The 26,220-nt window shown below is 70.4% G+C and carries 22 protein-coding genes; 8 read left to right on the top strand and 14 right to left on the bottom strand.

The window, feature by feature from the left end; translation table 11 throughout:
• Window positions 1-5: 5 nt before the first annotated feature.
• Window positions 6-986, bottom strand: a complete 981-nt coding sequence (locus PZB75_RS15570; RefSeq protein ID WP_275535896.1) for an alpha-ketoacid dehydrogenase subunit beta — start codon at window positions 984-986, stop codon at window positions 6-8.
• 2 nt (window positions 987-988) lie between these two features.
• A complete protein-coding gene (gene pdhA, locus PZB75_RS15565) occupies window positions 989-2,137 on the bottom strand; it encodes a pyruvate dehydrogenase (acetyl-transferring) E1 component subunit alpha (protein WP_275535895.1) in 1,149 nt (382 codons plus the stop codon).
• A gap of 335 nt (window positions 2,138-2,472) precedes the next feature.
• On the opposite strand from pdhA (PZB75_RS15565), the gene PZB75_RS15560 reads away from it, so the two are divergent.
• The 3 genes from PZB75_RS15560 (at window position 2,473) to PZB75_RS15550 (ending at window position 4,734) form a co-directional block, all read left to right on the top strand.
• The gene (locus PZB75_RS15560; RefSeq protein ID WP_275535894.1) at window positions 2,473-3,132 is read left to right on the top strand and encodes a response regulator transcription factor; all 660 of its coding nucleotides are present in this window, start codon (window positions 2,473-2,475) and stop codon (window positions 3,130-3,132) included.
• Between the two features lie 105 nt (window positions 3,133-3,237).
• Window positions 3,238-3,666: a pyridoxamine 5'-phosphate oxidase family protein gene (locus tag PZB75_RS15555; protein WP_275535893.1), complete on the top strand. Its 429-nt coding sequence runs from the start codon at window positions 3,238-3,240 to the stop codon at window positions 3,664-3,666.
• 6 nt (window positions 3,667-3,672) lie between these two features.
• Window positions 3,673-4,734, top strand: a complete 1,062-nt coding sequence (locus tag PZB75_RS15550; RefSeq protein ID WP_275538725.1) for a phosphotransferase — start codon at window positions 3,673-3,675, stop codon at window positions 4,732-4,734.
• A gap of 236 nt (window positions 4,735-4,970) precedes the next feature.
• Here the strand turns inward: PZB75_RS15550 and PZB75_RS15545 are convergent, their stop codons facing one another.
• Window positions 4,971-6,620, bottom strand: a complete 1,650-nt coding sequence (locus PZB75_RS15545; protein WP_275535892.1) for a protein kinase — start codon at window positions 6,618-6,620, stop codon at window positions 4,971-4,973.
• A 295-nt stretch (window positions 6,621-6,915) separates the two neighbouring features.
• Here PZB75_RS15545 and PZB75_RS15540 point away from each other — a divergent pair, with 295 nt between their 5' ends.
• The 3 genes from PZB75_RS15540 (at window position 6,916) to PZB75_RS15530 (ending at window position 10,422) form a co-directional block, all read left to right on the top strand.
• Entirely contained in the window at window positions 6,916-8,700 is a 1,785-nt protein-coding gene (locus tag PZB75_RS15540) for a Stk1 family PASTA domain-containing Ser/Thr kinase (RefSeq protein WP_275535891.1), read from the top strand.
• 329 nt (window positions 8,701-9,029) lie between these two features.
• A complete protein-coding gene (locus PZB75_RS15535; RefSeq protein ID WP_275535890.1) occupies window positions 9,030-9,764 on the top strand; it encodes a hypothetical protein in 735 nt (244 codons plus the stop codon).
• A gap of 103 nt (window positions 9,765-9,867) precedes the next feature.
• On the top strand, window positions 9,868-10,422 hold the full coding sequence (locus tag PZB75_RS15530) for a bacterial proteasome activator family protein (protein ID WP_275535889.1): 555 nt from the start codon (window positions 9,868-9,870) through the stop codon (window positions 10,420-10,422).
• 373 nt (window positions 10,423-10,795) lie between these two features.
• On the opposite strand, the gene PZB75_RS15525 is transcribed toward PZB75_RS15530, so the two are convergent.
• The 7 genes from PZB75_RS15525 to pdhA (PZB75_RS15495) all read right to left on the bottom strand — a co-directional run bounded on the left by PZB75_RS15525 (window position 10,796) and on the right by pdhA (PZB75_RS15495) (window position 20,075).
• Window positions 10,796-11,782 (bottom strand): NAD(P)H-quinone oxidoreductase, encoded by a 987-nt coding sequence (locus PZB75_RS15525; protein ID WP_275535888.1) that lies wholly within the window; start codon window positions 11,780-11,782, stop codon window positions 10,796-10,798.
• 177 nt (window positions 11,783-11,959) lie between these two features.
• Window positions 11,960-13,093 carry a potassium channel family protein gene (locus tag PZB75_RS15520; protein ID WP_275535887.1) on the bottom strand — a complete coding sequence of 378 codons (1,134 nt, stop codon included), beginning with the start codon at window positions 13,091-13,093 and terminating at the stop codon, window positions 11,960-11,962.
• Window positions 13,051-14,964: a molybdopterin-binding protein gene (locus tag PZB75_RS15515; RefSeq protein ID WP_275538724.1), complete on the bottom strand. Its 1,914-nt coding sequence runs from the start codon at window positions 14,962-14,964 to the stop codon at window positions 13,051-13,053. The genes PZB75_RS15520 and PZB75_RS15515 overlap by 43 nt, the downstream gene beginning before the upstream one ends.
• 194 nt (window positions 14,965-15,158) lie before the next feature.
• Complete coding sequence (locus PZB75_RS15510; protein ID WP_275535886.1) at window positions 15,159-16,016, bottom strand: NTP transferase domain-containing protein; 858 nt, start codon at window positions 16,014-16,016, stop codon at window positions 15,159-15,161.
• A gap of 290 nt (window positions 16,017-16,306) precedes the next feature.
• Complete coding sequence (locus PZB75_RS15505) at window positions 16,307-17,899, bottom strand: dihydrolipoamide acetyltransferase family protein (protein WP_275535885.1); 1,593 nt, start codon at window positions 17,897-17,899, stop codon at window positions 16,307-16,309.
• Window positions 17,899-18,930, bottom strand: a complete 1,032-nt coding sequence (locus PZB75_RS15500; protein WP_275535884.1) for an alpha-ketoacid dehydrogenase subunit beta — start codon at window positions 18,928-18,930, stop codon at window positions 17,899-17,901. Before PZB75_RS15500 ends, PZB75_RS15505 begins: the two co-directional genes overlap by 1 nt.
• A complete protein-coding gene (pdhA, locus tag PZB75_RS15495; protein ID WP_275535883.1) occupies window positions 18,927-20,075 on the bottom strand; it encodes a pyruvate dehydrogenase (acetyl-transferring) E1 component subunit alpha in 1,149 nt (382 codons plus the stop codon). The genes PZB75_RS15500 and pdhA (PZB75_RS15495) overlap by 4 nt, the downstream gene beginning before the upstream one ends.
• Window positions 20,076-20,337: 262 nt before the next feature.
• Here pdhA (PZB75_RS15495) and PZB75_RS15490 point away from each other — a divergent pair, with 262 nt between their 5' ends.
• A complete protein-coding gene (locus tag PZB75_RS15490; RefSeq protein ID WP_275535882.1) occupies window positions 20,338-20,859 on the top strand; it encodes an Lrp/AsnC family transcriptional regulator in 522 nt (173 codons plus the stop codon).
• A gap of 4 nt (window positions 20,860-20,863) precedes the next feature.
• Here the strand turns inward: PZB75_RS15490 and PZB75_RS15485 are convergent, their stop codons facing one another.
• Window positions 20,864-21,457, bottom strand: coding sequence for a TetR/AcrR family transcriptional regulator (locus tag PZB75_RS15485; protein ID WP_275535881.1), 594 nt, complete (start codon window positions 21,455-21,457; stop codon window positions 20,864-20,866).
• A gap of 123 nt (window positions 21,458-21,580) precedes the next feature.
• Here PZB75_RS15485 and paaN point away from each other — a divergent pair, with 123 nt between their 5' ends.
• Entirely contained in the window at window positions 21,581-23,281 is a 1,701-nt protein-coding gene (gene paaN / locus PZB75_RS15480) for a phenylacetic acid degradation protein PaaN (protein WP_275535880.1), read from the top strand.
• Window positions 23,282-23,471: 190 nt separating this feature from the next.
• On the opposite strand, the gene PZB75_RS15475 is transcribed toward paaN, so the two are convergent.
• From PZB75_RS15475 to PZB75_RS15465, 3 genes are read right to left on the bottom strand one after another with little or no spacing between them, the layout of a single operon-like run.
• Entirely contained in the window at window positions 23,472-24,185 is a 714-nt protein-coding gene (locus PZB75_RS15475; RefSeq protein ID WP_275535879.1) for a TrmH family RNA methyltransferase, read from the bottom strand.
• Window positions 24,182-25,483, bottom strand: coding sequence for an HTTM domain-containing protein (locus PZB75_RS15470; protein ID WP_275535878.1), 1,302 nt, complete (start codon window positions 25,481-25,483; stop codon window positions 24,182-24,184). The genes PZB75_RS15475 and PZB75_RS15470 overlap by 4 nt, the downstream gene beginning before the upstream one ends.
• Window positions 25,480-26,160 carry a DUF5819 family protein gene (locus PZB75_RS15465; protein WP_275535877.1) on the bottom strand — a complete coding sequence of 227 codons (681 nt, stop codon included), beginning with the start codon at window positions 26,158-26,160 and terminating at the stop codon, window positions 25,480-25,482. Before PZB75_RS15465 ends, PZB75_RS15470 begins: the two co-directional genes overlap by 4 nt.
• Window positions 26,161-26,220 lie beyond the last annotated feature (60 nt).

Raw genomic sequence — 26,220 nt, 5'->3', positions numbered from 1 at the left:
TCCTCTCAGTACGCCAGCGAGCGGTCGACGGCGTCGAGCACCCGGTCGAGGCCCGGCAGGTACTCGTCCTCCAGGCGGGCCGGCGGATACGGCACGTGGTAGCCGCCGACCCTGAGCACGGGTGCTTCCAGGTGGTAGAAGCAGCGCTCGGTGATGCGGGCGGCGATCTCGGCGCCGGAGCCGTAGAACACCGGAGCCTCGTGGACCACGACCAGCCGGCCGGTCCGCTCGACCGACGCCTGGACGGTGTCGAAGTCGATCGGGGACATCGACCGCAGGTCCACGACCTCGATCGACTTGCCCTCCTCCTGAGCGGCGGCGGCCGCCTCCAGGCAGACCTTCACCATCGGGCCGTACGCCGCGAGCGTGAGGTCGGAGCCGTCCCGCACGGTCACCGCCGCGTGCAGCGGTCCGGGCACGGCCTCGGTGTCGAGCTCGCCCTTGTCCCAGTAACGCCGCTTCGGCTCGAAGAAAATGACCGGGTCGTCACAGAGGATCGCCTGCTGAAGCATCCAGTAGGCGTCGCTCGCGTTGGACGGTGAGACCACCTTCAGACCCGCGACGTGCGCGAACAGCGCCTCGGGGGACTCGCTGTGGTGCTCGACCGCGCCGATGCCGCCGCCGTACGGAATCCGTACGACGACCGGCAGCTTGACCTTGCCGAGCGCGCGGGCGTGCATCTTCGCGAGCTGGGTGACGATCTGGTCGTACGCCGGGAAGACGAACCCGTCGAACTGGATCTCCACGACCGGACGGTAGCCGCGCAGGGCCAGTCCGATCGCGGTGCCGACGATGCCGGACTCGGCGAGCGGGGTGTCGATGATCCGCTCTTCGCCGAAGTCCTTCTGGAGTCCGTCGGTGATGCGGAAGACTCCGCCCAGCTTGCCGACGTCCTCGCCCATGACGAGCACCTTGGGGTCGGTGTCGAGGGCCTTGCGCAGCGACTCGTTGAGCGCCTTCGCGATCGACATCTTCTCGGTGGCCATGGTCAGTTGCCCTCCTCGGCGAACGACGCCTGGTAGGCGGCGAACTGTGCGCGCTCCTCGTCGACCAGCGAACTGCCGTCCGCGTAGGCGTGGTCGAAGAGTGCCATCCGGTCCGGGTCGGGCATGGCCCGTACCGCCTCGCGGACCCGCTTGCCCAGGGTCTCGCTCTCCTCGTCCAGTGCCGTGAAGAAGGCGGCGTCGGCGATCTCCCGCTTCTCCAGGTGGGTACGCAGCCGCTGGATGGGGTCCTTCGCCTCCCAGGCCGCCCGCTCCGCGTCCTCGCGGTACTTCGTCGGGTCGTCGGAGGTGGTGTGCGCGCCCATCCGGTAGGTGAACGCTTCGACGAGCGTGGGCCCTTCGCCCCGGCGGGCCCGCTCCAGCGCCCATCTGGTGACGGCCAGACAGGCGAGTACGTCGTTGCCGTCGACCCGGACGCCCGGGAAGCCGTAACCCTGCGCGCGCTGGTAGAGCGGGACGCGGGTCTGGCGCTCGGTGGGCTCGGAGATGGCCCACTGGTTGTTCTGGCAGAAGAACACCACGGGCGCGTTGTACACCGCCGAGAAGGTGAACGCCTCCGCGACATCGCCCTGGCTGGAGGCACCGTCCCCGAAGTACGCGATCACGGCCGAGTCCGCGCCGTCCTTGGCGACACCCATGGCGTAACCGGTGGCGTGCAGGGTCTGCGAACCGATGACGATCGTGTACAGGTGGAAGTTGTTGGTGCTCGGGTCCCAGCCGCCGTGGTTCACCCCGCGGAACATTCCGAGCAGATTGGTCGGGTCGACCCCCCGGCACCAGGCGACACCGTGCTCGCGGTAGGTCGGGAAGACGTAGTCGTCGTCGCGCAGCGCCCGGCCGGAGCCGATCTGCGCGGCCTCCTGGCCGAGCAGCGAGGCCCACAGGCCCAGCTCGCCCTGGCGCTGGAGTGCGGTGGCCTCGGCGTCGAAGCGGCGGGTCAGGACCATGTCCCGGTACAGACCGCGCAGCTCGTCGGCGGTCAGGTCGATCGTGTAGTCCGGGTGTTCCACGCGCTCGCCCTCGGGCGTCAGCAACTGGACGAGCTGGGGCTCGGCACTCGCTGGCGCCTTGGCGGCGCTTGTGCGCTTGCTGCCGCGTCGCGGCTTACGCGCGGCAGTGCTCTCCACGGTCACGTGCGTGCTCCTCCGTCGGTCCGGCCCCCGGGGTCTGCCGGGAGACCAGTGCGGCTCGCCTGTGTCCGTACCCGTGCACGGGGTGGGTGCCGCTGGCCGGGAACAGGCGTGACAGGTGCCCCGGCGAGCGCCCCGCAAAGCACGTTACCCAGTACTCCGCATAACTGCGAAACCCTGCCTGACCTGCGATTTTGCTTGGATTTCCAAGTAAATCGAAAAAGTCGCGAACTCTCGCTGGTCACAGCACTGGAAACAGCCTGGCAGGCCGCCGGAACAACGGCACGTTATCCCGGACATCAGCGGCAGGGAAGGGGGGAGTGTGTGAGACTGCATTTGTGCGTGAAGAAGGAAAAATCACCGTTTTCCTGCTCGACGACCACGAAGTCGTTCGGCGCGGAGTCCATGAGCTGCTGTCCGGCGAGGCGGACATCGAGGTCGTGGGCGAGGCCGGGACGGCGGCCGACGCGCTGATCAGGATTCCCGCGACCCGCCCCGATGTGGCGGTGCTCGACGTGCGGCTTCCGGACGGCAGCGGGGTGGAGGTGTGCCGCGAGATCCGGTCCCGGGACGAGAACGTCAAGTGCCTGATGCTGACGTCGTACGCCGACGACGAGGCACTTTTCGACGCGATCATGGCGGGCGCCTCCGGATACGTGCTGAAGGCGATCCGCGGCAACGAACTCCTGAACGCGGTACGGGACGTGGCGGCCGGAAAGTCCCTCCTGGACCCCTCCGCGACCGCCCGGGTGCTGGAGCGGTTGCGCGACGGGAAGAACGGCCGCGGCGACGACAAGCTGGCCAACCTCACCGAGCAGGAACGCAAGATCCTCGACCTGATCGGCGAGGGACTCACCAATCGGGTGATCGGTGAACGGCTGCACCTCGCCGAGAAGACCATCAAGAACTACGTCTCCAGCCTGCTGTCGAAGCTGGGCATGGAGCGGCGCTCGCAGGCCGCCGCGTACGTGGCCCGGCTCCAGGCGGAGAGGCGCTGACGGGAGCGGTACCGGCCGGCGGTGGGGGCTGGAGGGACTTTGGTCCCGTGGTTCCCGGGGCGGCGGCCTCTTCTCGGGCCGATCGCGGTGGCCGAGAGTGGACGCATGTCCTCCGAGGAAACGCGCGCGATCGAACTGCTGGGCCGGGTCGAGTACGGACGGCTGGCCACCAGCATCAGGGCGCTGCCGTTCCTCGCGTTGGCCCGCCACATCGTGCTCGACGGCCGGGTGGTGCTGCGGATGCACCGGGGGCTCGGGCATCACGAGGCGTGCGACGGAACCGTCGTCGCGTACGGCGCCGACAACTGCGGCGCGGTACCCCCGGGGGACGGCCGCGACCTCTGGTCGGTGCAGTTCACCGGCCCCGCCGAGATCGCCCACCCCACCCCTGACCAGCGGAAACTCTTCGGAACCGCCCCCGTCGAACTGAACGGCGAACCCTTCGTCCCGGCGTACCTCAGGCTCGACCCGCACTTCGTCACGGTGCACACTTTGAGCTTCGGCGCAAGTCCGCCGAACCGCCACTCAGAGTGATCTAACATCTGGCGAGTGCTGCGCTCATCTGTAACCCTCGCACCTGTTCCTCCGGTCGGCGAGGTCCTGCGCCGCTACCCGAACGCGGGTGAACCACTCGCCTGTGAGCCGCTGACCAAAGGGCTGCTCAACCATGGCTACCGCGTCTCGACGTCCAGCGGCTCGTACTTCCTCAAACACCACCTCGACGACTCCACGGGCGACCGGGCGACCATCGTCCGCCAGCACCGCGCGACGCGGCGGCTCCAGTCGATCGGGGTGCCCGTCGCCCCGCCCCTGGCGGACGCGGACGGCGACACCGTCACGGTGATCGACGGCCGCTGCTACGCCCTGCACCCCTGGGTCGACGGGCGGCACCGGGTGGGTGCCCAGTTGACCACCGACCAGTCGCGGAGGCTGGGTGCGCTGCTCGGGACCGTGCACACGGGGCTCGAACAGGTCATGGCGGACGGCCTGGACGTCGGATCGGGCCCGCCGGGGCCCGGACCCGGATACGGCAGCCCGGACGCGGACGACACCTTCGCACTGATCGGCCAACTGCTGACGGCGGCGCGCGGCCGGCACCGCCGGGACTCCTTCGACGAACTGGCCGAACACCGGCTCGTGGAGCGGCGCCGACTGCTGGAACAGCACGCCCACCGCCGCCCGCCCACCCCGGAGGACCCGGCGACCGGCTGGGTGCACGGCGACTTCCACCCGCTGAACCTGCTCTACCGGGGGGCCGACCCGGTCGCCATCGTCGACTGGGACCGGCTGGGCGTGCAGCCGCGCGCGGAGGAGGCGGTACGGGCCGCCGCGATCTTCTTCGTACGCCCGGCCGGGCACCTGGAGCTGGAGAAGGTACGCGCGTACGCGCGGGCGTACCGGCGGGCGGCGGGTGCGGGGGCGGCCGAACTGGCCGCGGCGGTGCACCGGGTGTGGTGGGAACGGCTCAACGACTTCTGGATACTGCGGTGGCGTTACAGCCTGCACGACCGGAGGGCCGACCCGCAGTTCCCCGCGGTGTCGGCCCTGGCGGTCTGGTGGACGCGGGAGTACGACGCGGTGTGCGAGGCGTTCACCGGGTGAGGTGACGTGGGTGGGGGTGGGGTGCGGGCGGCCGGTGCGGGCGAGGGGCGGCCGGTGACGGTGCGAGCGCGGTGGCCCGTGGGTGCGAACGCGGCGGCCGGTGGGTGGGTGCGCGGCGGCCGGGGGGGTGCGAACGCGGCGGCCGGTGGGTGCGAGCACGGTGGCTGGGGGTGCGAACGCGGCGGCCGGTGGCGGTGGTTGTGGGCCACCGCCACGCCTACGCCCCCTCGTGGCGGCTACTGCGGCTTGGTGCCGCCGGCACCGCCGGCACCCGCCCCGGCGTCGCCCGTGTCACCCGTACCGTTGCCGCCCGTCTCCCCGCTGCCGCCGTTCGCGTTGCCGTTCCCGTTGGCGTTGCCGTTGGCGTTGCCATTTCCGTTCTCGCCCGACCCGTTGGGGTTGGTGCCGCTCGCCGACTCCTCCGGCGGCGGGGAATCGCCACCGTTCCCACCGTTGTTCGCGCCGCCCTCGGAGCCGCCATCGCCCGGCGACGACTCGGAGTCGGTCGGGGGCTTGGACTTCTTGGTCCACTCGGGGGACGGGGAGTAGGGCGGCCGACGGCTGTTCTGCCATTCGCCGCCCGTGGAGTCGTCTGTTTCCGGCGACGCGTCGGTCTCGTTATCGCTCGGCGTCGGCGAAGTCTGCGACTGCGAGGGAGTGGGGGAGGTGGTGGGGGTGTGCTTGGTCCCGCCACCACCCTTCTGCGAGGCGTTGACCGCGATGGCCACCCCGGCTCCGATCGCGATCAGCGCGAGGACGACGAACAGCCACAGCTTGCCGCGTCCGCCGCCACCACCGCCGTGACCGACGTCGTACGCCCCGTCGTCCGGATTCATCGGCGGCAGGATCGGCCCCTGCGAGGTGTCCCCGTGGAGCGGGTTCCCCATCGCCATCGTGCCCGCCGCGACCCCCATGACCGGGGCCGCGCCGCCCTCGTGCATGGCGACCGGGCCGGTGTTCCACGTACCGGTGTGACCGCCCTGCTGCTGGAGCATCTGAAGGCTGTACTGGACCAGACCGCGCATCTCCTCGGCGCTCTGGAACCGGTCGTCCGCGTCCTTCGCGAGCGAGCGCATGACGAGACCGTCCAGCTCCGGCGGCACCGCGTCGGAGACCTGGGACGGCGGCACCGGGATGTCCTGGACGTGCTGGTACACGACGGACAGCGGCGTCTCACCCGTGAACGGCGGACGCAGTGCGAGGAGTTCGTACAGCAGACAGCCGGTCGCGTAGAGGTCGGAACGGTGGTCGACGGCCTTGCCCAGTGCCTGCTCCGGCGAGAGGTACTGCGGCGTGCCCATGACCATGCCGGTCTGCGTCATCGTCGACTGCGCGCCGTGCAACGCGCGGGCGATGCCGAAGTCCATCACCTTCACCGCGCCGGAGTTGGTGATGATGACGTTGGCGGGCTTGATGTCACGGTGCACGATGCCGTGCTGGTGCGAGTACGCGAGGGCTTCCAGCACCCCCGACACGATGATCAGCGCCTGCTCGGTCGGCGGGGCCTCGGCTTCGAGCAGCAGGTCACGAATGGTGTGACCCTCGACCAGCTCCATCACGATGTACGGGACGGTCTGGCCGCCCACGGTGTCCTCGCCGGAGTCGTACACGGCGACGACCGCATGGTGGTTGAGGCCCGCGACCGACTGTGCCTCGCGGGTGAAACGGGCCTTGGAGACGGGGTCCTCGGCGAGGTCGGAGCGGAGCAACTTCACCGCGACCGTACGTCCAAGACGGACGTCCTCGGCCGCGAAGACCTCGGCCATGCCGCCGCGGCCGAGCCGGTGCGTCAGACGGTAACGCCCGTCGCCGACAACGCCGCCGATGCCCCAGGCGTCGGCCCCGTCCGAAACTCCGCCGCCGTTTGCTTCGGGTTCGGGTGCCATCAGTCCTCGCCGTCGTATCTGTCCGCGCGTCCGCGGGTTCTCACGGTGCTTTGCTGCATTGCCACGTCACGCTACAGCCTCAGTGGGACACCCTGATTCGAGAGGGACGCGCCATCAAACCGGCTGCGCCACCGCACACGCAAATTCCGTACGTTTCCTGTAACGCTTCCGGGACGCTTCCTGCGCGTACGGTCACGGAACGGGCGCCCGGCTTGACGTGTCGTACCCCTGGGGCAGACTTGGCCCGTCAAACGGGAGCACCGCGTCAGTCGCGCGCCGAGGGGGAAGACACGTCATGAGCCAGGACGGCGCACACGGCGCTCAGGGCCGCTACGCGGGCGGCTCGGTCGCGGGCGGCCGGTACCAGCTTCGCGATCTGCTCGGCGAGGGCGGCATGGCGTCCGTGTACCTGGCATACGACTCGGCGCTCGACCGACAGGTCGCGATCAAGACCCTGCACACGGAGTTGGGGCGTGAGCAGTCCTTCCGCGAGCGCTTCCGCCGCGAGGCCCAGGCCGTCGCGAAGCTCCAGCACACCAACATCGTCTCCGTCTTCGACACCGGCGAGGACGAACTCGGCGGCGCGCTGATGCCGTACATCGTCATGGAGTACGTGGAGGGGCAGCCGCTCGGCTCGGTCCTCCAGGCGGACATCCAGCGGTACGGGGCGATGCCGGCCGAGAAGGCGCTGAAGGTGACGGCCGATGTGCTGGCCGCGCTGGAGACCAGCCACGAAATGGGCCTGGTCCACCGGGACATCAAGCCGGGCAACGTGATGATGACCAAGCGCGGCATCGTGAAGGTCATGGACTTCGGGATCGCCCGCGCCATGCAGTCGGGCGTCACCTCGATGACCCAGACGGGCATGGTCGTCGGCACCCCGCAGTACCTCTCCCCCGAGCAGGCGCTGGGGCGCGGGGTCGACGCGCGGTCCGACCTGTATTCGGTCGGCATCATGCTGTTCCAGCTGCTCACCGGGCGGCTCCCGTTCGACGCGGACTCGCCGCTCGCCATCGCGTACGCGCACGTCCAGGAGGCGCCGGTGGCGCCGTCGAGCGTCAACCGGTCGATCACCCCGGCCATGGACGCCCTGGTGGCGCGCGCCCTGAAGAAGAATCCGAACGAGCGGTTCCCGAGCGCCGCCACCATGCAGGACGAGATCGTCCGCGTGCTGAGCGCTTCGGGCGGTACGGGTGCCCCGGCGATCATCGACGGCAGTGCTCCGGTGAACAGCGGTTCCGGGGTCGGCTCGGCCGTCTTCCCACCGGTCGACCAGTCGTCCGCGGCGCAGCAGCAGAGTATGCGGACGCCGTACCAGCCGCCGTACCAGATGTCCCAGGCATCGTCACAGGCACCACAGGTGCCCCAGGCGCCCCAGGCGCCCCAGGCGCCCCATCAGCCGGGCCTCCACCAGCCGGGCCCTTACGGGCAGCCCGGCCCGGTCCAGTCGGGCCCGCCGCAGGGATACGGCTACCCGCAGACGGCGTACCAGGCGGCGCCCGGCCCGATGGCCCCGTCGCAGCACCAGACCCCGCCGCCGTACACCATGTCCCCGCAGACGGTGAACTCGATGAACGGGACGGGCTCCGGCGGTGTCGGCGGTCATGGCGTCGGCGGTGGCGACAACGGCGGCGGCGGCGGTCGGCGGAGCATGCCGCTGATCATCGGCGCGGCCGTGGTCGCGCTGCTGGCGATCGGTGGACTGGTCATGGCGCTGACGAACAAGGACGAGCCGGATCACGGCAAGGGCGGTGACCCCACCAGCAGTGGGTCGGCGACGGTGGCCGGCGAGCACAAGGGCCCCGAGCGCAACCGGACGATCGACGCGGAGAAGTGCTCGGACGCCAGCGAGGACACGGACGACCCCCAGAAGGTCGAGGCTCCGAACTTCCTCTACAAGGACATCCTCTCGGTCAAGGAGTGCATCCAGGCGGCCGGCTGGACGGTCAAGGAGTTCGACGAACCGGGCAACACGTTCCCCGAGGGCCAGGTCGTCAACCAGTTCCCCTCCCCGGGCACGGCCGTCTCCGAGAAGAACGCCAACTTCGAGCTGCGGGTGTCGACGGGCGACCCGTCCTGATCCTGGGTGATGTCGCCCGGATTTGAGCGACGGGGCTGGGGGCGGGGCATGAGGGCCGGGGGGTCGGGCTGGGGCCGGTCAACGGGCCTGGACTTGAGCAGCGCGGCCTGGCCTTTGGTCAATGGTCCTGGAATTGAGCAGCGGGGGCCCGGCAACGGTCCTGGACTTGAGCCACAGGGCCGGGCCTGGACTTGGGCCAGAGGGCTGGAGCTGGTCAACGGGCCGGGGCCTGGGTCGGGGCTGGTTCGATTACGGGGCCTACGCCGAATGGGGGCGGCGCGTCCGGCATTCGAGATGCCGGACCTGATGGTGCGTGTGACGCTGACCCCATGGCTTCCGGACTCCTCCCCTCATGGACCCCACAGCCGACCCGTTGCGTGGTCTGTCTGGTGATGGCGGCCGGGGCCGCGCTGGGGCCGATGGGTGTGGCGCAGTCCGCCGGGCGGGCGCCCTGCCAGGCACTGACCCCTCCCCTCCCCGCCGCCGCTCCCGCCCCATCGGCCGCTTCGGATTCGGCTTCTGATCTCTCCCTGGATGACTCCTCACCCCCCGCACCCTCCTCGGCCGGCTCGCTCGGCGGCCTCGCGTCGCGGACAGCCTCCGGCACGGGCGGCACGGACGGCCCGTCAGGCGTGGACGGTACGGCCGCTGTGTCCGCCGGGCCCGAGGTGCGGCCGAGCCTCGCCGGGCGACAGGCCGGGGAGGGGCGCGCGCGGCCGGGGCGGTCACTCACCCCCGGGGAGACCACCCGTCCGAACGACGAGCAGGACAACGGCCAGGACAACGCGGCGGCCATCACGACCGAGGAACATGACGAACCCGAGGAACCGGAGGAACACGAGGAACCCGAGGACGACACCACGCACTCCTCGTCCTCGTCGTCATCTCCACGCCCGTCCCGATCGCCGTCACCGTCCTCGTCCGCCCGCCCCGGGCAGTCTTCCGGACGGGCATTCGACGGCGCGACGCTGGAACAAGTGCAGCAGGGGCTGTGGGGGACGGGGATCGCGCTGGTCGGCCTGGGCCTGATCTTCCTGGCGCTGCGGATGCGCCGGTCGGACTGATCTTTCCGCGGTACCGGCCGGCCTTGGTGCCTTCGGGTGCGGTGGATCAAGCGATTCCGGGGGCACCACTCTGTCGTACGGCATGTGCGAGACAATGGGTCTCATGGAAATGCCGAGGAATGAACGGTCGCAGGAGCATCCCCAAGTCCTCGTAGTGGGGCAGGACGGAATGGCTATCGGCGGCGGTGGCAGTGACGACGAGTCGCGTGAGGTCCCGGTGACAGAGATGGTGGAACAGCCCGCCAAGGTCATGCGCATCGGCAGCATGATCAAGCAGCTTCTGGAGGAGGTCAGGGCGGCTCCTCTCGACGAGGCGAGCCGCGTCCGGCTCAAGGAGATCCACGCCAGTTCGGTGAAGGAGCTGGAGGACGGTCTCGCACCGGAGCTGGTCGAGGAGCTGGAACGGCTCTCCCTGCCGTTCACCGAGGAATCGGTGCCCTCCGAGGCCGAACTGAGGATCGCGCAGGCCCAGCTGGTGGGTTGGTTGGAAGGTCTTTTCCACGGTATCCAGACGGCGCTGTTCGCTCAGCAGATGGCGGCGCGCGCCCAACTGGAGCAGATGCGCCGCGCGCTGCCTCCGGGTTCCGTCCACGAGGACGAGGGCGGCGCGGCGGGTGCCGACCCGCACGGGACACTCGGTTCCGGCCCGTACTTGTAGGCCACCCGACGGGGTGTCACGCCGTGCTGCCGAAAGCCCGCACCGCCGCCCGCACCACCACCCATGGCACTGCTGCTGACCACATGGACGCTCGCGTCTCTTGAGCCTGTGGACGCTTCTACCAGTACGGCTCTGAGCCCGCGGACCCAACGAGCCTGAACGCGGCGCCGGGGCCCGGCACACACACCCTGTTCGGGCAGTGCGTGCCGGGCTCCGGCGCGTTCGGGTGGTGCAGGCGTGCGGCGGACGTTCCTCCGCTCGCCGCAGGCTCACGTACCGCGTACCGCGTGACACGCACCGAGTACCGCGTGACGTGCGCTGCGTGACGTGCGCCGCGCGGCGGACACGGCCTGGCGGACACGGCGTCCGCCCGTCAGCCCGCTCGCGTCTCCAGCACGATCTTGCCGATGTGTGTGCTGGACTCCAGCACCCGGTGGGCCTCCGCGGCATCCGCCATCGGGATTACCCGGTCCACGATCGGCCGGACCACGCCGTCGGCGATCAGCGGCCAGACGTGCTCCCGTACCGCCGCGATGATCGCCGCCTTCTCCGCCAGCGGGCGTCCGCGCAGGGAGGTCGCGGTGATGGCGGCCCGCTTGCTCAGCAGCGCGCCAAGGTTCAGCTCGCCCTTGGCACCGCCCTGGAGGCCGATGATCGCGAGTCGGCCGTTCACAGCGAGAGCCTGTACGTTCCGGTCCAGATACTTCGCGCCCATGAGGTCGAGGATGACGTCCGCACCCGCGCCCGCCGTTGCCTGGCGGATCTCCTCGACGAAGTCCTGTTCGCGGTAATTGATCAAGATGTCGGCGCCCAGTTCCTCACAGCGCGCCAGCTTCTCGGGCCCTCCCGCCGTCACCGCGACCCGCGCTCCCACGGCCTTCGCGAGCTGGATGGCCATCGTGCCGATGCCACTGGACCCGCCGTGCACCAGCAGCGTCTCGGCGGACCGCAGATGGGCCACCATGAACACGTTCGACCACACCGTCGACGTCACCTCGGGCAACGCCGCGGCCGACCTGATGTCGAGGCCCTTCGGTACGGGTAGCAGCTGACCGGCCGGTACCGCGACCTTCTCCGCGTACCCGCCGCCCGAGAGCAGCGCGCACACCTCGTCGCCGACCGACCAGCCGGTGACGCCGTGCCCGAGCGCCACGATGCGGCCGGCACACTCCAGGCCGGGATACGGCGACGCACCGGTCGGCGGGTCGTAGAAACCCTGTCGCTGGAGTACGTCGGCACGGTTGACCGCACTGGACACCACCTCGACGAGGACTTCGCCGTCGCCGGGTACGGGGTCGGGCACCTCGGCCCATACGAGCGCTTCGGGGCCACCGGATTCAGGGATCGTGATCGCATGCATGGCCGCGAGGCTACTCCGTACCGCACCGCCAACGGCCCCATACGCATACGCGGGCACGCCGCCCATCCCATCTGCGCCACGCGCCGCCCCCACGCAGCGGCCCGGCTGCTCGCCCGGCCCGCCCCTCATCCGCTCACCGCCCTTCCGGCGACCGGCCAAGAGGTGCGTGAGGCGTGATCAGCGCTGGACGGTGTGCGGCGGTGGCATGGTCGGCGGCTCGTTGGAGGCGCGCACGATACTGATCACCCGGTCCGTCAGCTGCAACGGGCTGGCCGCCGGATCGTCGTATCCGAGCAGCCGGTGGCCGCGCAGCACGCTGACCACCAGATCGTCCGTCTCCCGGACGTTCTTGCCGACCTCGGCCTTTATCACCGGTCGTTCGACCAGGTCGAGACCGCTCCCTTGCTGGATCAGATCCTCCATCACCGTGCCCGCGTTGGGGCTGAGCACGGACAGACCGAGCAACCGGCCGGCCGCGCTGGCGCTGGTGATCACCGCATCGGCGCCGGACTGCCGCAGCAGCGGCGCGTTCTCCTCCTCACGCACCGCCGCGACGATCTTCGCGCCCCGGTTGAGCTGGCGCGCGGTCAGTGCCACCAGTACGGCCGTGTCGTCGCGCTGGGTGGCGATGACGATCTGACGCGCTTTCTGAATCTCGGCCCGCAGCAGCACATCGCTGCGGGTGGCGTCGCCGACGACACCGACGAACCCCTCGGCGTTGGCGATCTCGATCACCTTGTTCGCCGGGTCGACAACCACGATCTGCTCTTTTCGCAGACCGGTCGCGCAGAGCGTCTGAATCGCCGAGCGGCCCTTCGTGCCGAATCCGACGACAACTGTGTGGTCACGCAAGTGGGTTCTCCAACGATTCAGCCGGAAGTCCTCGCGGGTCCGCTCCGTGAGGACTTCGAGGGTGGTGCCGACCAGGATGATGAGGAAGAGCACGCGCAACGGCGTCACGAGCAGCACATTGCTGAGCCGGGCGGCGTCCGAGTACGGCACGATGTCGCCGTAACCCGTGGTGGAGAGGGTGACCGTCGCGTAGTAGGCGGCGTCGAGGAGGTCGACCTTGCCGTCGGCGTTGTCGTGGTAGCCACCCCGGTCGACCCAGACGATCAGAACCGTGGCGGCGAGGACCATCAGCGCCATCAACAGCCGCTTGGCCACCTGACGCAGTGGTCTGTCGACGATGCGGCGAGGAAGCGACACCCGGGTGGGTACGACGTATTCGTCGGCCCGCCTCGCCATCGCATCATGGCCGGGAAGTTTCACGTGAAACACCCTTCCGTCCACGGCGTCGCCGAGGCCCACGGTAGATCGAGGATCTCCACCTCGGTGCCGGACCGTACCCCGCCCGGCGGTACCACTGCCAGCCCGTCCGCCGCAGCGATCCCGCGCAGCATGGCCGGACCGCTGTAGCGCAGCGAAACGACGTGTTCGGCGCCGTCACCACCACCCTCGCCCGTACCCGGATCGGCACGGTGAACGACAGGGACCAGCCGGGTGTCATACGGGTGTCCGTGCACGTCGTCGTGCATGACCACCTCGTACGGGCCCTGGCGACACCGGCCCGAGAGAGCCCGCAGCAGGGGTTCGGCGAGTGTGAGCAGCCCGGAGATCGCGGCGAGCGGGTTCCCCGGCAGACCGACCAGATACGGACCGTCGGATGCCAGTCGGGCGAGGAGCATCGGGTGGCCCGGCCGGACCGCCACGCCGTCCACGAGGAGTTCCGCGCCCACCTGGTCGAGAACCGGGTGGACATGATCGACCGGCCCGGCCGCCGTACCTCCGGTCGTGATGATCAGATCGGCCGTGCTGGTGGAAAAGGCGTGCCGCAACGCCTCAGCGTCATCGCCCAGGCGGCGGGTGGCGGACACCTCGGCCCCCAGCGCCCGCAGCCAGGGCCCGATCATGGGACCCAGCGCGTCCCTGATGAGTCCTTCGTGCGGGAGTCCGGCGGTCAGTAGCTCGTCACCGAGGACGAGGACGTCGACGCGTGGGCGGGGGACGGCGACGAGTGCGTCGTACCCGGCCGCGGCCGCGAGGCCGAGAACGACGGGGGTCACCACCGTGCCGGCGGGGAGGAGCAGATCACCGGACCGGCACTCCTGGGCGCGTAGCCGGATGTCCTGTCCGGGGACCACTTCACGCTGCGCGTGCAGCAGGCCCCTGGAGTCGTCGGTACGCGCGTGTTCACTACGGATGACAGCGGTCGCGTCCACCGGGACACGGGCACCCGTGGCGATGCGCACCGCGTCACCGTCGGCGAGAGGCGCGGGAGCACTGTGCCCGGCCAGGATTCCGTCGTCCCGCCCCTCCTCCTCGCTTCTCTGTGCCTGTGCCTGCGTCTGTGTCTGTGTCTGTGCCTGCGTCTGTGTCTGTGTCTGTGCCTGCGTCTGTGCCTGTGTCTGCTTCTGTGTCCGGATGCGCCATGGGCCGGGGCCCGCGACGGCCCAGCCGTCCATGGCAGAGGTGTCGAAGGACGGCAGATCGGTGAGCGCGGCCAGCGGCTCGGCCAGTACCAGGCCGAGCGCCAGGTCAAGAGGGAGCCGCACGGGCCGGGCGGGAGCACCGCGACCGGCGACACGGGCGGCGAGGCCACGGGCCTCCACCCATGTCATCCCGTGCCGGTGCTGCGCGTGGGAGTCGCGGGACGCGTCGGAGCTGCCCCTGGAAGGGATCGACGAGGCGGGGGCAGGCGTGGTGGGCGCGGGCGTGGTGGGCGCGGGCGTGGTGGTGTCGGTGGGGGCATCGGCCCGGCGGTGCTCCTGGCCGGGCCCGGCAGTGTCTTCGGACGCCGGCTGATGCGTCTCCTGGGCGACGGCGTGGGGCCCGGGAACGGATCGGTCAAGGCTCTGCCGAACGGGGTCCACCGAAGCGGAGAACGTCGCGCCCGGGTCCTGCCGGCCGGAGAACCGCGAGCCGGACGGCCACGGGTCGGAAGGCTGCGAGCCGGAAGGGTGCGAGCCGGAAGGGTGCGAGCCGGGGGGCTGCGAACTGAGAGGCGACGGGTCGGAAGGCTGCGAGCCGGAAGGCCAAGGATTGGCGGACCAAGAGTCGGCGGACCAAGAGTCGGCGTCCCGGTGGGGGGTCGGCCGGGCAGGCCGTCGAACCAGGGCCAGCGCCTGCTCGACGGCGATCTCCACCTCGGCGGCTCTCGCCTCCTCGGCCAGCCTGGCCACCTCCGCGAGACGGGCCCTCTCCTTCTCCGCAGTTCCGGCCCCCATCGAGACCCCGGCCTGCGCCGCTGTTCTGGCTTTCGCCGTCGCAGCGGCCCCCGTCGAACCGCCTGGCTCCGGTTCATCCGGCGGCGGCATCGATGTGGATGGGGCCGTGTCGTCGCCTCGGGTGCTGTCGGCCCCTCGGCCCTGGCCGGTCACTGCGACTCGGCCTCGTCCGACCAACGCATGGCGAGGGCCACCGCCTTGCGGGCGGCCTCCGCCACCGCCTCGGCCGATGCCTCGGGACCGTCACCACTGCTCGCCTTCGCCGCCGCGTATCCGACCAGGAAGGTCGTGAGAGGCGCGGCGGGCCGGGCGACACCGTGGGCGGCGTCACGGGCCAGATCGAGCAGGACGCCGGTGTCGACGTCGAGCTCGATACCCAGTTCGTTCTTGACTGCGGTGATCCATTCGTCCAGCACGGTCCCATGCTCCCTGATACGTGCCCGAGCCGAGGCGATGTCCTCCCAGGTGTCGCAGTCGAAGGAGGCGAGGGGACCGGCCTCCACCCGGGTCAGGTCGAGTTCTTCGGTCAGCAACCGCAGGGGCAGACCGGCGAGGCCGCCGTGCTCGGTGGCGAGGAGGGCGAGTTCACGGCGCAGGGGTTCGGCGCGGTAGACGGCGACCAGCGGCTGGTCCCGGCCGTCCGGGTCGACGCACAGCGCGCCTTCCCCACCCTGACGCCCGGCAGCGGCCCGCAGCTCGCTCACCGTGTCCCCACTCAGGAACGGCAGATCGGCGGAGAGCACGAGGACGCTGTCCGCCCCGATGTGCCGCATCCCCGCACCGAGCGCGGCCAACGGCCCGCCACCCGGCGGCGCTTCGCGCGCCCAGGTGACCGGGCGCACGGTGGGCCGACGATCGCCCACCACCACAGTGGTCGCCGCCCCGGCACACGCCGTGAGCACTCGGTCGAGCAGCGCCCGGCCACCGACCCGGAGTCCCGGCTTGTCCGCACCCCCGAGCCTCTTGGCGGCGCCTCCGGCGAGAACGATGGCGTCATACGCGGTCATGCACCGAGTATGCGCGGCCCCGTCCACGGGCGTGCCCCGGGTGCGGATGTCGTGCAACCCCACGGTGCGCGAACGGTCCACTCCCCATCCGCGAACCACACGTCACGAACAACCTCACGAACACGTCCCGCATCTACGGCCCGGACCACGTGTACGGCACGAACCACACGTACGGCATGGACGACACATACGCCCCGAACAGCCCGAACAGCCCGAACAGCCCGGACAACGCGGACAACGCGGGCAGCCCAGACAGCCCGGACGACACGTACGGCCCGGACGACCCGACGTCACAGCGTGCGCAGCAGCACCGCCGGGCGTTCGACGCAGTCGGCCACGTACCGCAGGAAGCCACCCGCCGCACCGCCGTCACAGACCCGGTGGTCGAAGGTCAGCGACAACTGCACCACCTGGCGCACCGCCAGCTCACCTTCGAAGACCCACGGCTTGGGCACGATCCGGCCGACCCCCAGCATGGCCGCTTCCGGGTGGTTGAGGATCGGTGTCGAACCGTCGACCCCGAACACGCCGTAGTTGTTCAGCGTGAACGTCCCGCCGGTCAGCGATGCCGGGGTGAGCTTTCCCGCCCGGGCCGCCTCGGTCAGCCGGGCCATCTCGGCACTGATCGACTCGACGTTCCGGTCCTGCGCGTCCCGGACGACGGGGACAACGAGTCCGCGCTCGGTCTGGGCGGCGAATCCGAGGTGGACCTCGGCCAGCCGCACGATCTCCCGAGCGTCCACGTCCACCGTGGAGTTCAGCTCGGGGAACCGCGCCAGCGCCGCCGTGCAGATCCGGGCCAGCAGGGCGAGCACCGAAACCTTTGCGCCCCCTGCGGCGTTCATCGCCGCCCTGGTGGCCATCAGCTCGGTCGCGTCGGCATCGACCCAGCAGGTGGCGTCCGGTATCTCCCGCCGACTACGGGTCAGCTTGTCCGCGACCGCTCCCCGCACGCCGCGCAACGGAATCCGCTCACCGGCCACGTCCGCCGCCCACCCCGCCGCCACGGAGTCGTCCCGGACCCTAGCCGCGGAACCGTTGTCGATCCCGACTCCGGCACCCGCATCGCCCCCGGCACCGGCACCGGCACCGGTCACCTTCCTGATCGCCGACTCGACGTCGGCGCGCAGGATCAGCCCATCCGGTCCCGATCCCGCCAACCGCCTCAGATCGAGATCGTGCTGGCGGGCCAGCTTCCGTACCAGTGGAGAGACAACCGCGACCGGCCCCGCCACCGCATCCTCCGTCAAGCCCGCCGAACCCGTCGCCGAACCCGTCGAGCCCATCGCCGAACCCACTGTGGAGCCTGTCGGACCCACCGTGGAACCCGTCGAACCCACCGCGGAATTCCGGTCACCCTGCCGTGCTCCCGCCGGAGTGGTGGGCTCGTACCGGACCCGCCGGCGACGGGCGGCCGGCGCCCCGGTCCCGTACCCGACGAGCACATTGCCCGACGCTTCCACCTCCGACGAGCGCGACGAGCCGTCCGCCGAGGCATCCACGGCACTGCCCGCAGCCGCGGCGGACGGACCCGCCCCGGTCCCCGACGCGTCCCCCGGAGAGCCGCCGCCCCGCGCGCCCCCGGAAGCGGTCGTCCCCGCAGGGCCACGCGTCTCCGCCGACCCGGCCTCTTCCGCAGCGCCCACCGCCACCGTCAGCAGCGGCGCCCCCACCGGAAGCTCCGCACCCTCCTCGCCGAACCGCGCGGTCACCACACCCCCGTACGGGCATGGCACCTCCACCATCGCCTTGGCCGTCTCGACCTCGACGACCGGCTGGTCGATGGCCACCACATCGCCGACCTCCACCAGCCAGCGAACGATCTCCGCCTCGGTCAGCCCCTCACCGAGGTCCGGCAGCTTGAACTCCATCACCTGGGCCATCAGCTCCCCGCCTCCCACTGCAACCGGGCGACCGCGTCGAGCACCCGGTCCACGCCCGGCAGATGGTGCCGCTCCAGCATCGGCGGCGGATACGGGATGTCGAACCCCGCGACCCGCAGCACCGGCGCCTCCAGATGGTGGAAGCAGCGCTCGGTGATCCGGGCCGCTATCTCCCCGCCCGGACCGCCGAAACCGGAGGACTCATGGACGACGACCGCCCGCCCGGTCCGCCGCACGGACGCGGCGACGGTCTCGTCGTCGAACGGCGTCAGCGAACGCAGATCGACCACCTCCAGGTCCCAGCCCTCGGCGCCGGCCGCCTCCGCCGCCTCCATGCAGACCGGCAGCGAAGGGCCGTACGTGATCAGCGTGGCGCTCCGGCCGGAACGGCGCACGACGGCCCGTCCGATCGGCTCGACCACCGAGGGGCTGTCCGGCGACCACGCCGCCTTCGACCAGTAGAGCCGCTTCGGCTCCAGGAAGACCACCGGATCGTCGGAGGCGATCGAGGCCCGCAGCAGCCCGTACGCGTCGTCGACCGTGGCGGGCGTGACGACGTGCAGTCCGGGCGTCGCCATGTAGTACGCCTCCGACGAGTCGCTGTGGTGCTCGACCCCGCCGATCCCGCCGCCGTACGGCACCCGCACCGTGATCGGCAACGGCATGGCGCCCCGGGTGCGGTTCCGCATCTTGGCGACATGACTGACCAACTGCTCGAACGCCGGATAGGCGAACGCGTCGAACTGCATCTCCACCACGGGCCGCAACCCGTACATCGCCATACCGACGGCCGCGCCGAGGATTCCCGCCTCGGCGAGCGGCGTGTCCGTACAGCGGTCCTCCCCGAACTCCTTCGCCAGGCCGTCCGTGATCCTGAACACCCCGCCGAGCGTCCCGACATCCTCACCGAGAACATGCACCGCCGGGTCCTCGGCCATCGAGTCCCGCAGCGCCCGGCCGAGCGCCTGCGCCATCGTGGCCGGCTTCGTCCTCCCCGGCCGCCCGGCTTCGACCACCGTCGCGCTGCTCATCGTCCGTTCTCCTGTTCCGGCCGTTCGGCGTCCAGTTCGGCACGCAACTGAGCCGCCTGCTCCCGCAGCTGTGTGGTCTGCTCCGCGTAGACATGGGCGAACAGGTCCATCGGGTCGAGCACCGGATCGGTGTTCATCCGCTCGCGCAGCCCCGCCGCCATCCGGTCGGCCGCCTCGCGGACCTCCTCGATGCCGTCGTCGCCGAGCAGCCCCCGCCCGGTCAGTTCGCCTTCCAGGAGCCGTATCGGATCGTGCGCACGCCATGCCTCCACCTCCTCGGCGACCCGGTAACGGGTCGCGTCATCGGCGTTCGTATGCGCGTCCATCCGGTACGTCACGGCCTCGACGAGCGTCGGCCCGCCGCCGGACCTCGCCCGCGCCACCGCCTCGCCCAGCACCTGGTGCATGGCGACCGCGTCATTGCCGTCGACGAGCCGCCCCGGCATCCCGTACCCGACGGCCTTGTGGGCCAGGGACGGCGCCGCGGTCTGCTTCGCGAGCGGAACGGAGATGGCGAAGCCGTTGTTCTGCACCAGGAAGACCACCGGGGCCTGCCAGACGGCCGCGAAGTTCAGCGCCTCGTGGAAGTCGCCCTCGCTGGTGCCACCGTCACCCACCATGGCGAGCGCCACCACGTCGTCGCCCTTGAGCCGCGCCGCGTGCGCCAGCCCCACGGCATGCGGGAGCTGATTGGCGAGCGGGGTGCACAGGGGCGCGACGCGGTGCTCGCGCGGGTCGTAACCGGTGTGCCGGTCCCCTCGCAGCAGGGACAACGCCTCGACCGGGTCGAGACCGCGCGCCACGGCCGCGAGCGTGTCGCGGTAGCTGGGAAAGAGCCAGTCCCGGTCCTCCAGGACGAGGGCCGCGGCGATCTCGCACGCCTCCTGACCCGTGCTCGACGGATACACGGCGAGTCGGCCCTGTTTGGTCAGGGCCGTGGCCTGCGCGTTGTACCGCCGCCCGCGCACCAGCTCGGTGTAGAGCCGCAGCAGCAGCGCGGGATCGGCGTCGGCCGCGGCGTCCGTGCCGAGAACCCGGTACGGCTCGGGGTCCGGGAGCAGCGGCGCGGGGTCGGTGAGCGGCTTCCAGGCCGGGGGCGGCGTGGGCCGGTAGGCAGCCGCACCGGGCAGCTCTTGGACCGTCATGACGAGCACCTCCTGGCGTTAGGGGGATCGGCCTGGCATCAGTGGGGAAAGCGGCGGCATCGGGGACGCGGAAGGGACGAAGAAGTACGGCGGAATGTCGTGAAACTCATGGAAGCGGCAGCCGCACCGATGTGGCGCGTCTCACCTACCGATTGTTCGGTCGTGAGCGCATTTTGGCTACAGGCGCCGTCAGCCTGTGGACAAACGGTTTTCCACAGCCTGGGATAGAGGCAGGTCGTCCACAACAGGGAGGCGCGGGGACATGACAGCTGAACAAATGGTCGAAGGTGCCGGAGACCTCGGCCGGACCCCGCCCGCGCGCCCGCTGGACAGCATCGATCGCGACATCCTCGGCATCCTGCAGACGGACGGACGCGCGTCGATCCGCGCCCTGGCCGAACGGGTGCACGTCTCGCGCGCCAACGCGTACGCGCGGATCAACCGCCTCATCGACGACGGCGTGATCCGCGGTTTCAGCGCGCGGGTCGACCATGAGCGGGCGGGCCAGGGCGCGTCCGCGTACATCACGCTCAAGATCGTGCAGAACTCATGGCGCACCGTGCGCGAGCAGCTTCAGTGCCTGCCGGGGGCCACCCACATCGCCCTGGTCAGCGGGGATTTCGATGTGCTGCTGCTGGTGCACACCCCGGACAACCGCGCGCTGCGCGAGCTGGTGCTGACGAAGATCCAGTCCATACCGGAGGTGCTGTCCACCCGGACCCTGCTGGTGTTCGAGGAGACGGACCTCGCTCCCGGCCCGAACCGCCCCACGGAACTGGCCTGAGGCGTCAGCGGCTGGCGCGCATGCCCTCGAAGGCCAGCCGGACCACCGTGTCCGCCAGCCGGTCCCCCTCCGCGCTTCCGCCCGCCTGCGGGCGGTACCACTCGACCAGCGAGTTGACCATGCCGAAGAGCAGCCGGGTGGCCAGCCGTATGTCCACGTCGGACCGGAGATCCCCGTCCGCGACAGCCGCCATCAGCAGTTCCGCGACCCTCTGGTCGAACTCGCGCCTACGCTCCAGCGCCCACCGCTCGGTCGTCGTGTTGCCCCGTACGCGCAGCAGCAGAGTGACGTACGGCAGCTGGTCCATCAGCACTTCGACCGTGCGCCGCGTGACGTACTCGACCCGCTCGACCGATCGCCCGCGTGTCGCTCCAGGCTCGTCGAGAATCCCGAAGAGGCCGTCGATCGCCCGGCTCACCGCCCGCCGCAACAGTTCCTCCTTGCCCGCGACGTGGTGGTAGATGGACGACTTCGAGATGCCCGCCGCCTTGGAAAGGTGCTCCATGGACGTGCCGTCGTAGCCGCGCTCGTTGAACACCTGGACGGCGACCGTGAGAAGCGTTTCCGGCGTGTACGTGTCCCGCTTGGCCGTGGTCATGCCCGCGATCCTCCCTCATGACTTGTCCACAGGTTTCCCAGGCCCCCTTGTACCGACCGATCGTTCGGTTAATCTAAGTCTGTCCGCCCGTCCCTGCCCAGCTCGACGAGGAGTTGGTCGTTCATGGCCGCCGAGCTCTCCCCCCAGCAGCTCTCCGACAAGCACCGCGCCACGCTCGACAAGGCGATCGAAGCGATCCGTACGCGGGCCTACTGGTCGCCGCATCCCGAGCACCCGAAGGCGTACGGGGAGGGTGGCGCCCCGGGCAGCCTCAGCGCGGCCGAGGGCAAGACCGCGTTCGACGCCGTGCTGCACACCCGGCTCGATCTCGGCCAGCCGGGCACGGACGCCTGGACGGGCGGCGAGGTCTCGCCGTACGGGCCGGAGCTGGGCGTGGAATACCCGCACGCCGACCCGGACGTGCTGCTTCCGGCGATGCGGGCGGGGACGGTCGCCTGGCGCGAGGCCGGGCCCGAGACCAGGGCACTGGTCTGTCTGGAGATCCTGGCCAGGATCGGCGCCCGGACCCATGAGTTCGCCCACGCCGTGATGCACACCAGCGGTCAGGCCTTCATGATGGCGTTCCAGGCGGGCGGCCCGCACGCCCAGGACCGGGGCCTGGAGGCGGTGACGTACGCGTACGAGGAGCAGACCCGCACCCCGAGTACCGCGGACTGGTCCAAGCCGCAGGGCAAGCGCGACCCGCTGGAGCTGCGCAAGTCGTTCACCCCGGCCGGCCGGGGCGTCTCGCTGCTGATCGGCTGCAACACGTTCCCCACCTGGAACGGCTATCCGGGCCTGTTCGCCTCCCTCGCCACCGGCAACCCGGTCCTGGTCAAGCCCCACCCGCGTGCCGTCCTGCCCCTGGCTCTCACCGTCAAGGTGGCGCGCGAGGTGCTGAGTGATACGGGCTTCGACCCGAATCTCGTCTGCCTGGCCGTCGAACGACCGGGCGAGGGAATCGCCAGGAGCCTCGCGGTCCGTCCCGAGATCCGGATCATCGACTACACGGGTTCCACCGCCTTCGGCGACTGGCTGGAGGCCAACGCCCACCAGGCACAGGTCTACACGGAGAAGGCCGGGGTCAACACGATCGTCGTCGACTCCACCGACGACTACCGCGGCATGCTGAGCAATCTGGCCTTCTCGCTCTCCCTCTACAGCGGCCAGATGTGCACGACCCCGCAGAATCTGCTGATTCCCCGGGACGGCATCGCGACGGACGCCGGCGACAAGACGTACGACGACGTGGTCAGCGATCTCGCCGCCGCGGTGACCGGGCTCCTGGGCGACGACAGCCGGGCGAACGCCCTGTTGGGCGCCCTGGTCAACCCGGAGGTGAAGGGCAGGCTGGAGGCCGCCGCTGGGCTGGGGGAGGTCGCCCTGCCGTCGCGCGAGGTCACCAACCCGGAGTTCCCGGACGCCGTGGTGCGTACTCCGGTCGTCGTCAAGCTCGACGGGGCAAAGCCGGAGGCCGAGGCGGTCTTCCTGACGGAGTGCTTCGGCCCGGTGTCGTTCGCCGTCGCGGTCGACTCCACCGAACACGCCCTGGAGCTGCTGCGACGCACGATTCGCGACAAGGGCGCGATGACGGTCGGCGCGTACACCACATCACCCGACGTGGAGCGCGCGATCGAGGACGTCTGCCTCGACGAGTCGGCGCAGCTCTCGCTGAATCTCACGAGCGGGGTGTACGTCAACCAGACCGCGGCGTTCTCCGACTTCCACGGTTCAGGCGGCAACCCGGCGGCCAACGCGGCTCTGTGCGACGGAGCGTTCGTGTCGAACCGCTTCCGGGTGGTGGAGGTCCGCCGCCAGGCCTGACGGGTTCGGGCCAGGGAGATCTCCCTGACTCAGAAGGCTGCCGGGCGCAGGGGGACGTTCCCACGCGCAGGAGGTGCCAGGCCCTGGGGGACGTTCCCACGCGCAGGAGGTGCCAGGCCCTGGGGGACGTTCCCACGCGCAGGCGGTGCCAGGCCCTGGGGGACGTTCCCACGCGCAGGCGGTGCCAGGCTCAGGGCCTCTCGGGAGACCCCTCCACCGCGGGGATGTCCGCGTACCGCTGGACCCATGCGTGCATGGCGATGGCCGCCGCGGCTCCCGCGTTGATCGACCGCGTCGAGCCGAACTGCGCGATCGAGCACACCATCGAGGCGTGGGCGCGCGCCTCTTCCGTGAGGCCCGGCCCTTCCTGTCCGAAGAGCAGCACACACCGGCGCGGCAGCTCGGTCCGCTCCAGTGGCACGGCCCCGGGGAGGTTGTCGATCCCGATGATCGGCAGCCCCTCGGCCGCCGCCCAGGCGGTCAGCCCGGCGGTGTCGGGATGGTGGCGCACATGTTGGTAGCGATCGGTGACCATCGCGCCACGCCGGTTCCAGCGCCGCCGCCCGACGATGTGGATCTCCTTCGCGAGAAAGGCGTTCGCGGTGCGCACCACCGACCCGATGTTGAAGTCGTGGCCCCAGTTCTCCACGGCCACATGGAAGTCGTGCCGCCGAAGATCCAGGTCGGCGACGATGGCCTCGCGGGTCCAGTAGCGGTACTCGTCGCCGACATTGCGCCGGTCGCCGTGGGCGAGCAGTTCGGGGTCGTACCGCTCCTCGTCCTCGGGCCAGGGCAAGGGGTGCGGTCCCACGCCGATCTCCGTGCCGTAACCGTCGTCGTACTGAATCGGCTCCGCGGATTCTTCGGCGGGGGTATCACCGGTCCGGCCGGTCTCGCTGTTCACCCGACGAGGGTATGGCCGCCGTCGCCGCCGGGCCGCACCGCCTCCTGGCCCGAACCGGCCAAACCGCCCGAACCGCCCGGGGCACCGGTCCCGTCCGAGTCACCCGCTTGCGGCGGGGCGGCCCCGTGGCCCTTGCGCGCGAACAGGCGTCGCCGACCGAGCGCGACCCGGCCGCCCAGCCACACCAGGAACGCGGTCGGCAGGAAGACGGCGTCGGCGGCGATCATCGCCATCGAGAAGAAAGGCAGCCCGAGCAGTACGGCGATGCCCATGTGCTCGCCGATCATGGCGACGAGCAGGACGTTCTTGACGCGCCGGTTGAAGAGGGTGAAGGGGAAGGCGACCTGGACGACGACCGTCAGGTACGACACCAGCATCACCACCACGCCGCTGGAGGCCACGATGTCCGACAGAGCGGGCCAGGGCGTGAAGGAGTCGAGCTTGAGCGGATAGTAGATGGCGGTGCCGTCCTGCCACCGGGAGCCCTGGATCTTGTACCAGCCGGCGGTCGCGTAGATCAGACAGACCTCGGCCATGATCACGAGAAGGGCGGCGTTGTGGAGGAGATTGGCCAGGACGTCGAGGAGGACGCGCGGTTCGCCATGGGGCGTGTACCGGTTCACCACCCACCACACGGCCTGCCCGAGCCACACGGACCACAGCAGAGCGGGCAGCCACCAGGTGCCGCCGAGGCCGTCCGTCAGCGTGCCCGTCGCGAGAACCACGCCGAGCACCGTCCACAGGGCCGGTCCGATCACGTCCCGCGGACCAGGGGCTTCCGGCGGCGCGGAACCCGATCGCGCGTGCCCGGCGGTCGCTCGCGCCGCACGCCAGGCGTCCAGCGACCAGACCTGGGCACAGCGCGTCAGCACCAGGTAGATCGCCATCAGGTGGATGACGTTGTCGCCGCCGTCACCGATGAAGATGCTGCGGTTCTGCACCGAGAGCACCCCGACCATGAACAGCACGGACATGGTGCGGGTGCGCCAGCCGACCATCAGCAGCGCGGCGGAGACGATGGTGACGGCGTACACCGTCTCGAACCAGACCGTGCCGTCCGACCACATGAGCACCGAGAAGGCGTCGTTGGTCGCCATGAGCTGCCGCGCCATGTCCCAGCCCCACGGGGAGTCCGGACCGTACATCTCGTGGCGGTGCGGATATTCGCGCAGCAGGAAGAAGAGATAGGTCGCCGAGAAGCCGATGCGGACGACGGCGCTCTGATACCGGCCCAGAGAGGCACCCGAGACACGCTGGATGCCCAGGGCGAGCTTCCGGTCGAAGGAGATCGCGCTCACCTGCCGGCCTCCGTGGCGCCTTCGGGGAGGTCGGCGGAGGTGACGGACCACCACGGGAGCACCCGGTAGCTGGTCCGGTCACTGATCTTCTCGTCGCTCCACGGCGGCGCCGGGACGGAGCGCACCGCCGACCGGATCTGGACCCGCTCGACGGTGCCGCCCACATCACGCTCACCGAGGCGCAGCAGGGCCAGGCGACGCACGTAACGTTCGGAGAGATCGCCGCGTAGCCCGTTCGGGCGGTTGTCGTCGTCGTGGTACTTCGTGTAGAAGTCCCAGGCCCTGCGGAGTTCGTTCTGGTGAACGTGGCTGGGGAAGAGGCTGCCTCGGATCGCTTGGCCGTCCTCGGCGGACAGATTGATCCAGCCGGTGGTACGGAGGCCGTCGGCACCGGCCACCTCGGCCCGTACGTGCACCGAGACGTTCTGCTGGAGCGGGTTGGGAGCGAACAGCTTCCAGTTCTGTTCGAACTCGGGATAGATCCAGTCGCCGATCGTCTCGTCCTGTTGCCTGGAGAGCGTGTTGGCGGGGGCCACGTGCAGGAAGACCATGCCCAGATGTCCGCAGGCGACCAGGCCGATGACGGACAGCGCGAGAGCGGCCACGATCCGGTACGGAAGCGATAGACCGGCTATGCCCGGACCGCCACGACCTCCCTTGTCGTCGTACGAATCCATCCCGCCCCGATCCCCGTCGACCCCGGTCAGTTATCCACAGGGTTGACACCCTACGGGCCC

Origin of the sequence: Streptomyces sp. AM 4-1-1 (assembly GCF_029167625.1) — a bacterium.
In the GTDB taxonomy this organism is placed as follows: domain Bacteria; phylum Actinomycetota; class Actinomycetes; order Streptomycetales; family Streptomycetaceae; genus Streptomyces.
The sequence above is the reverse complement of the archived record's forward strand: the minus strand, read 5'-3'. Positions and strand labels throughout refer to the sequence as shown.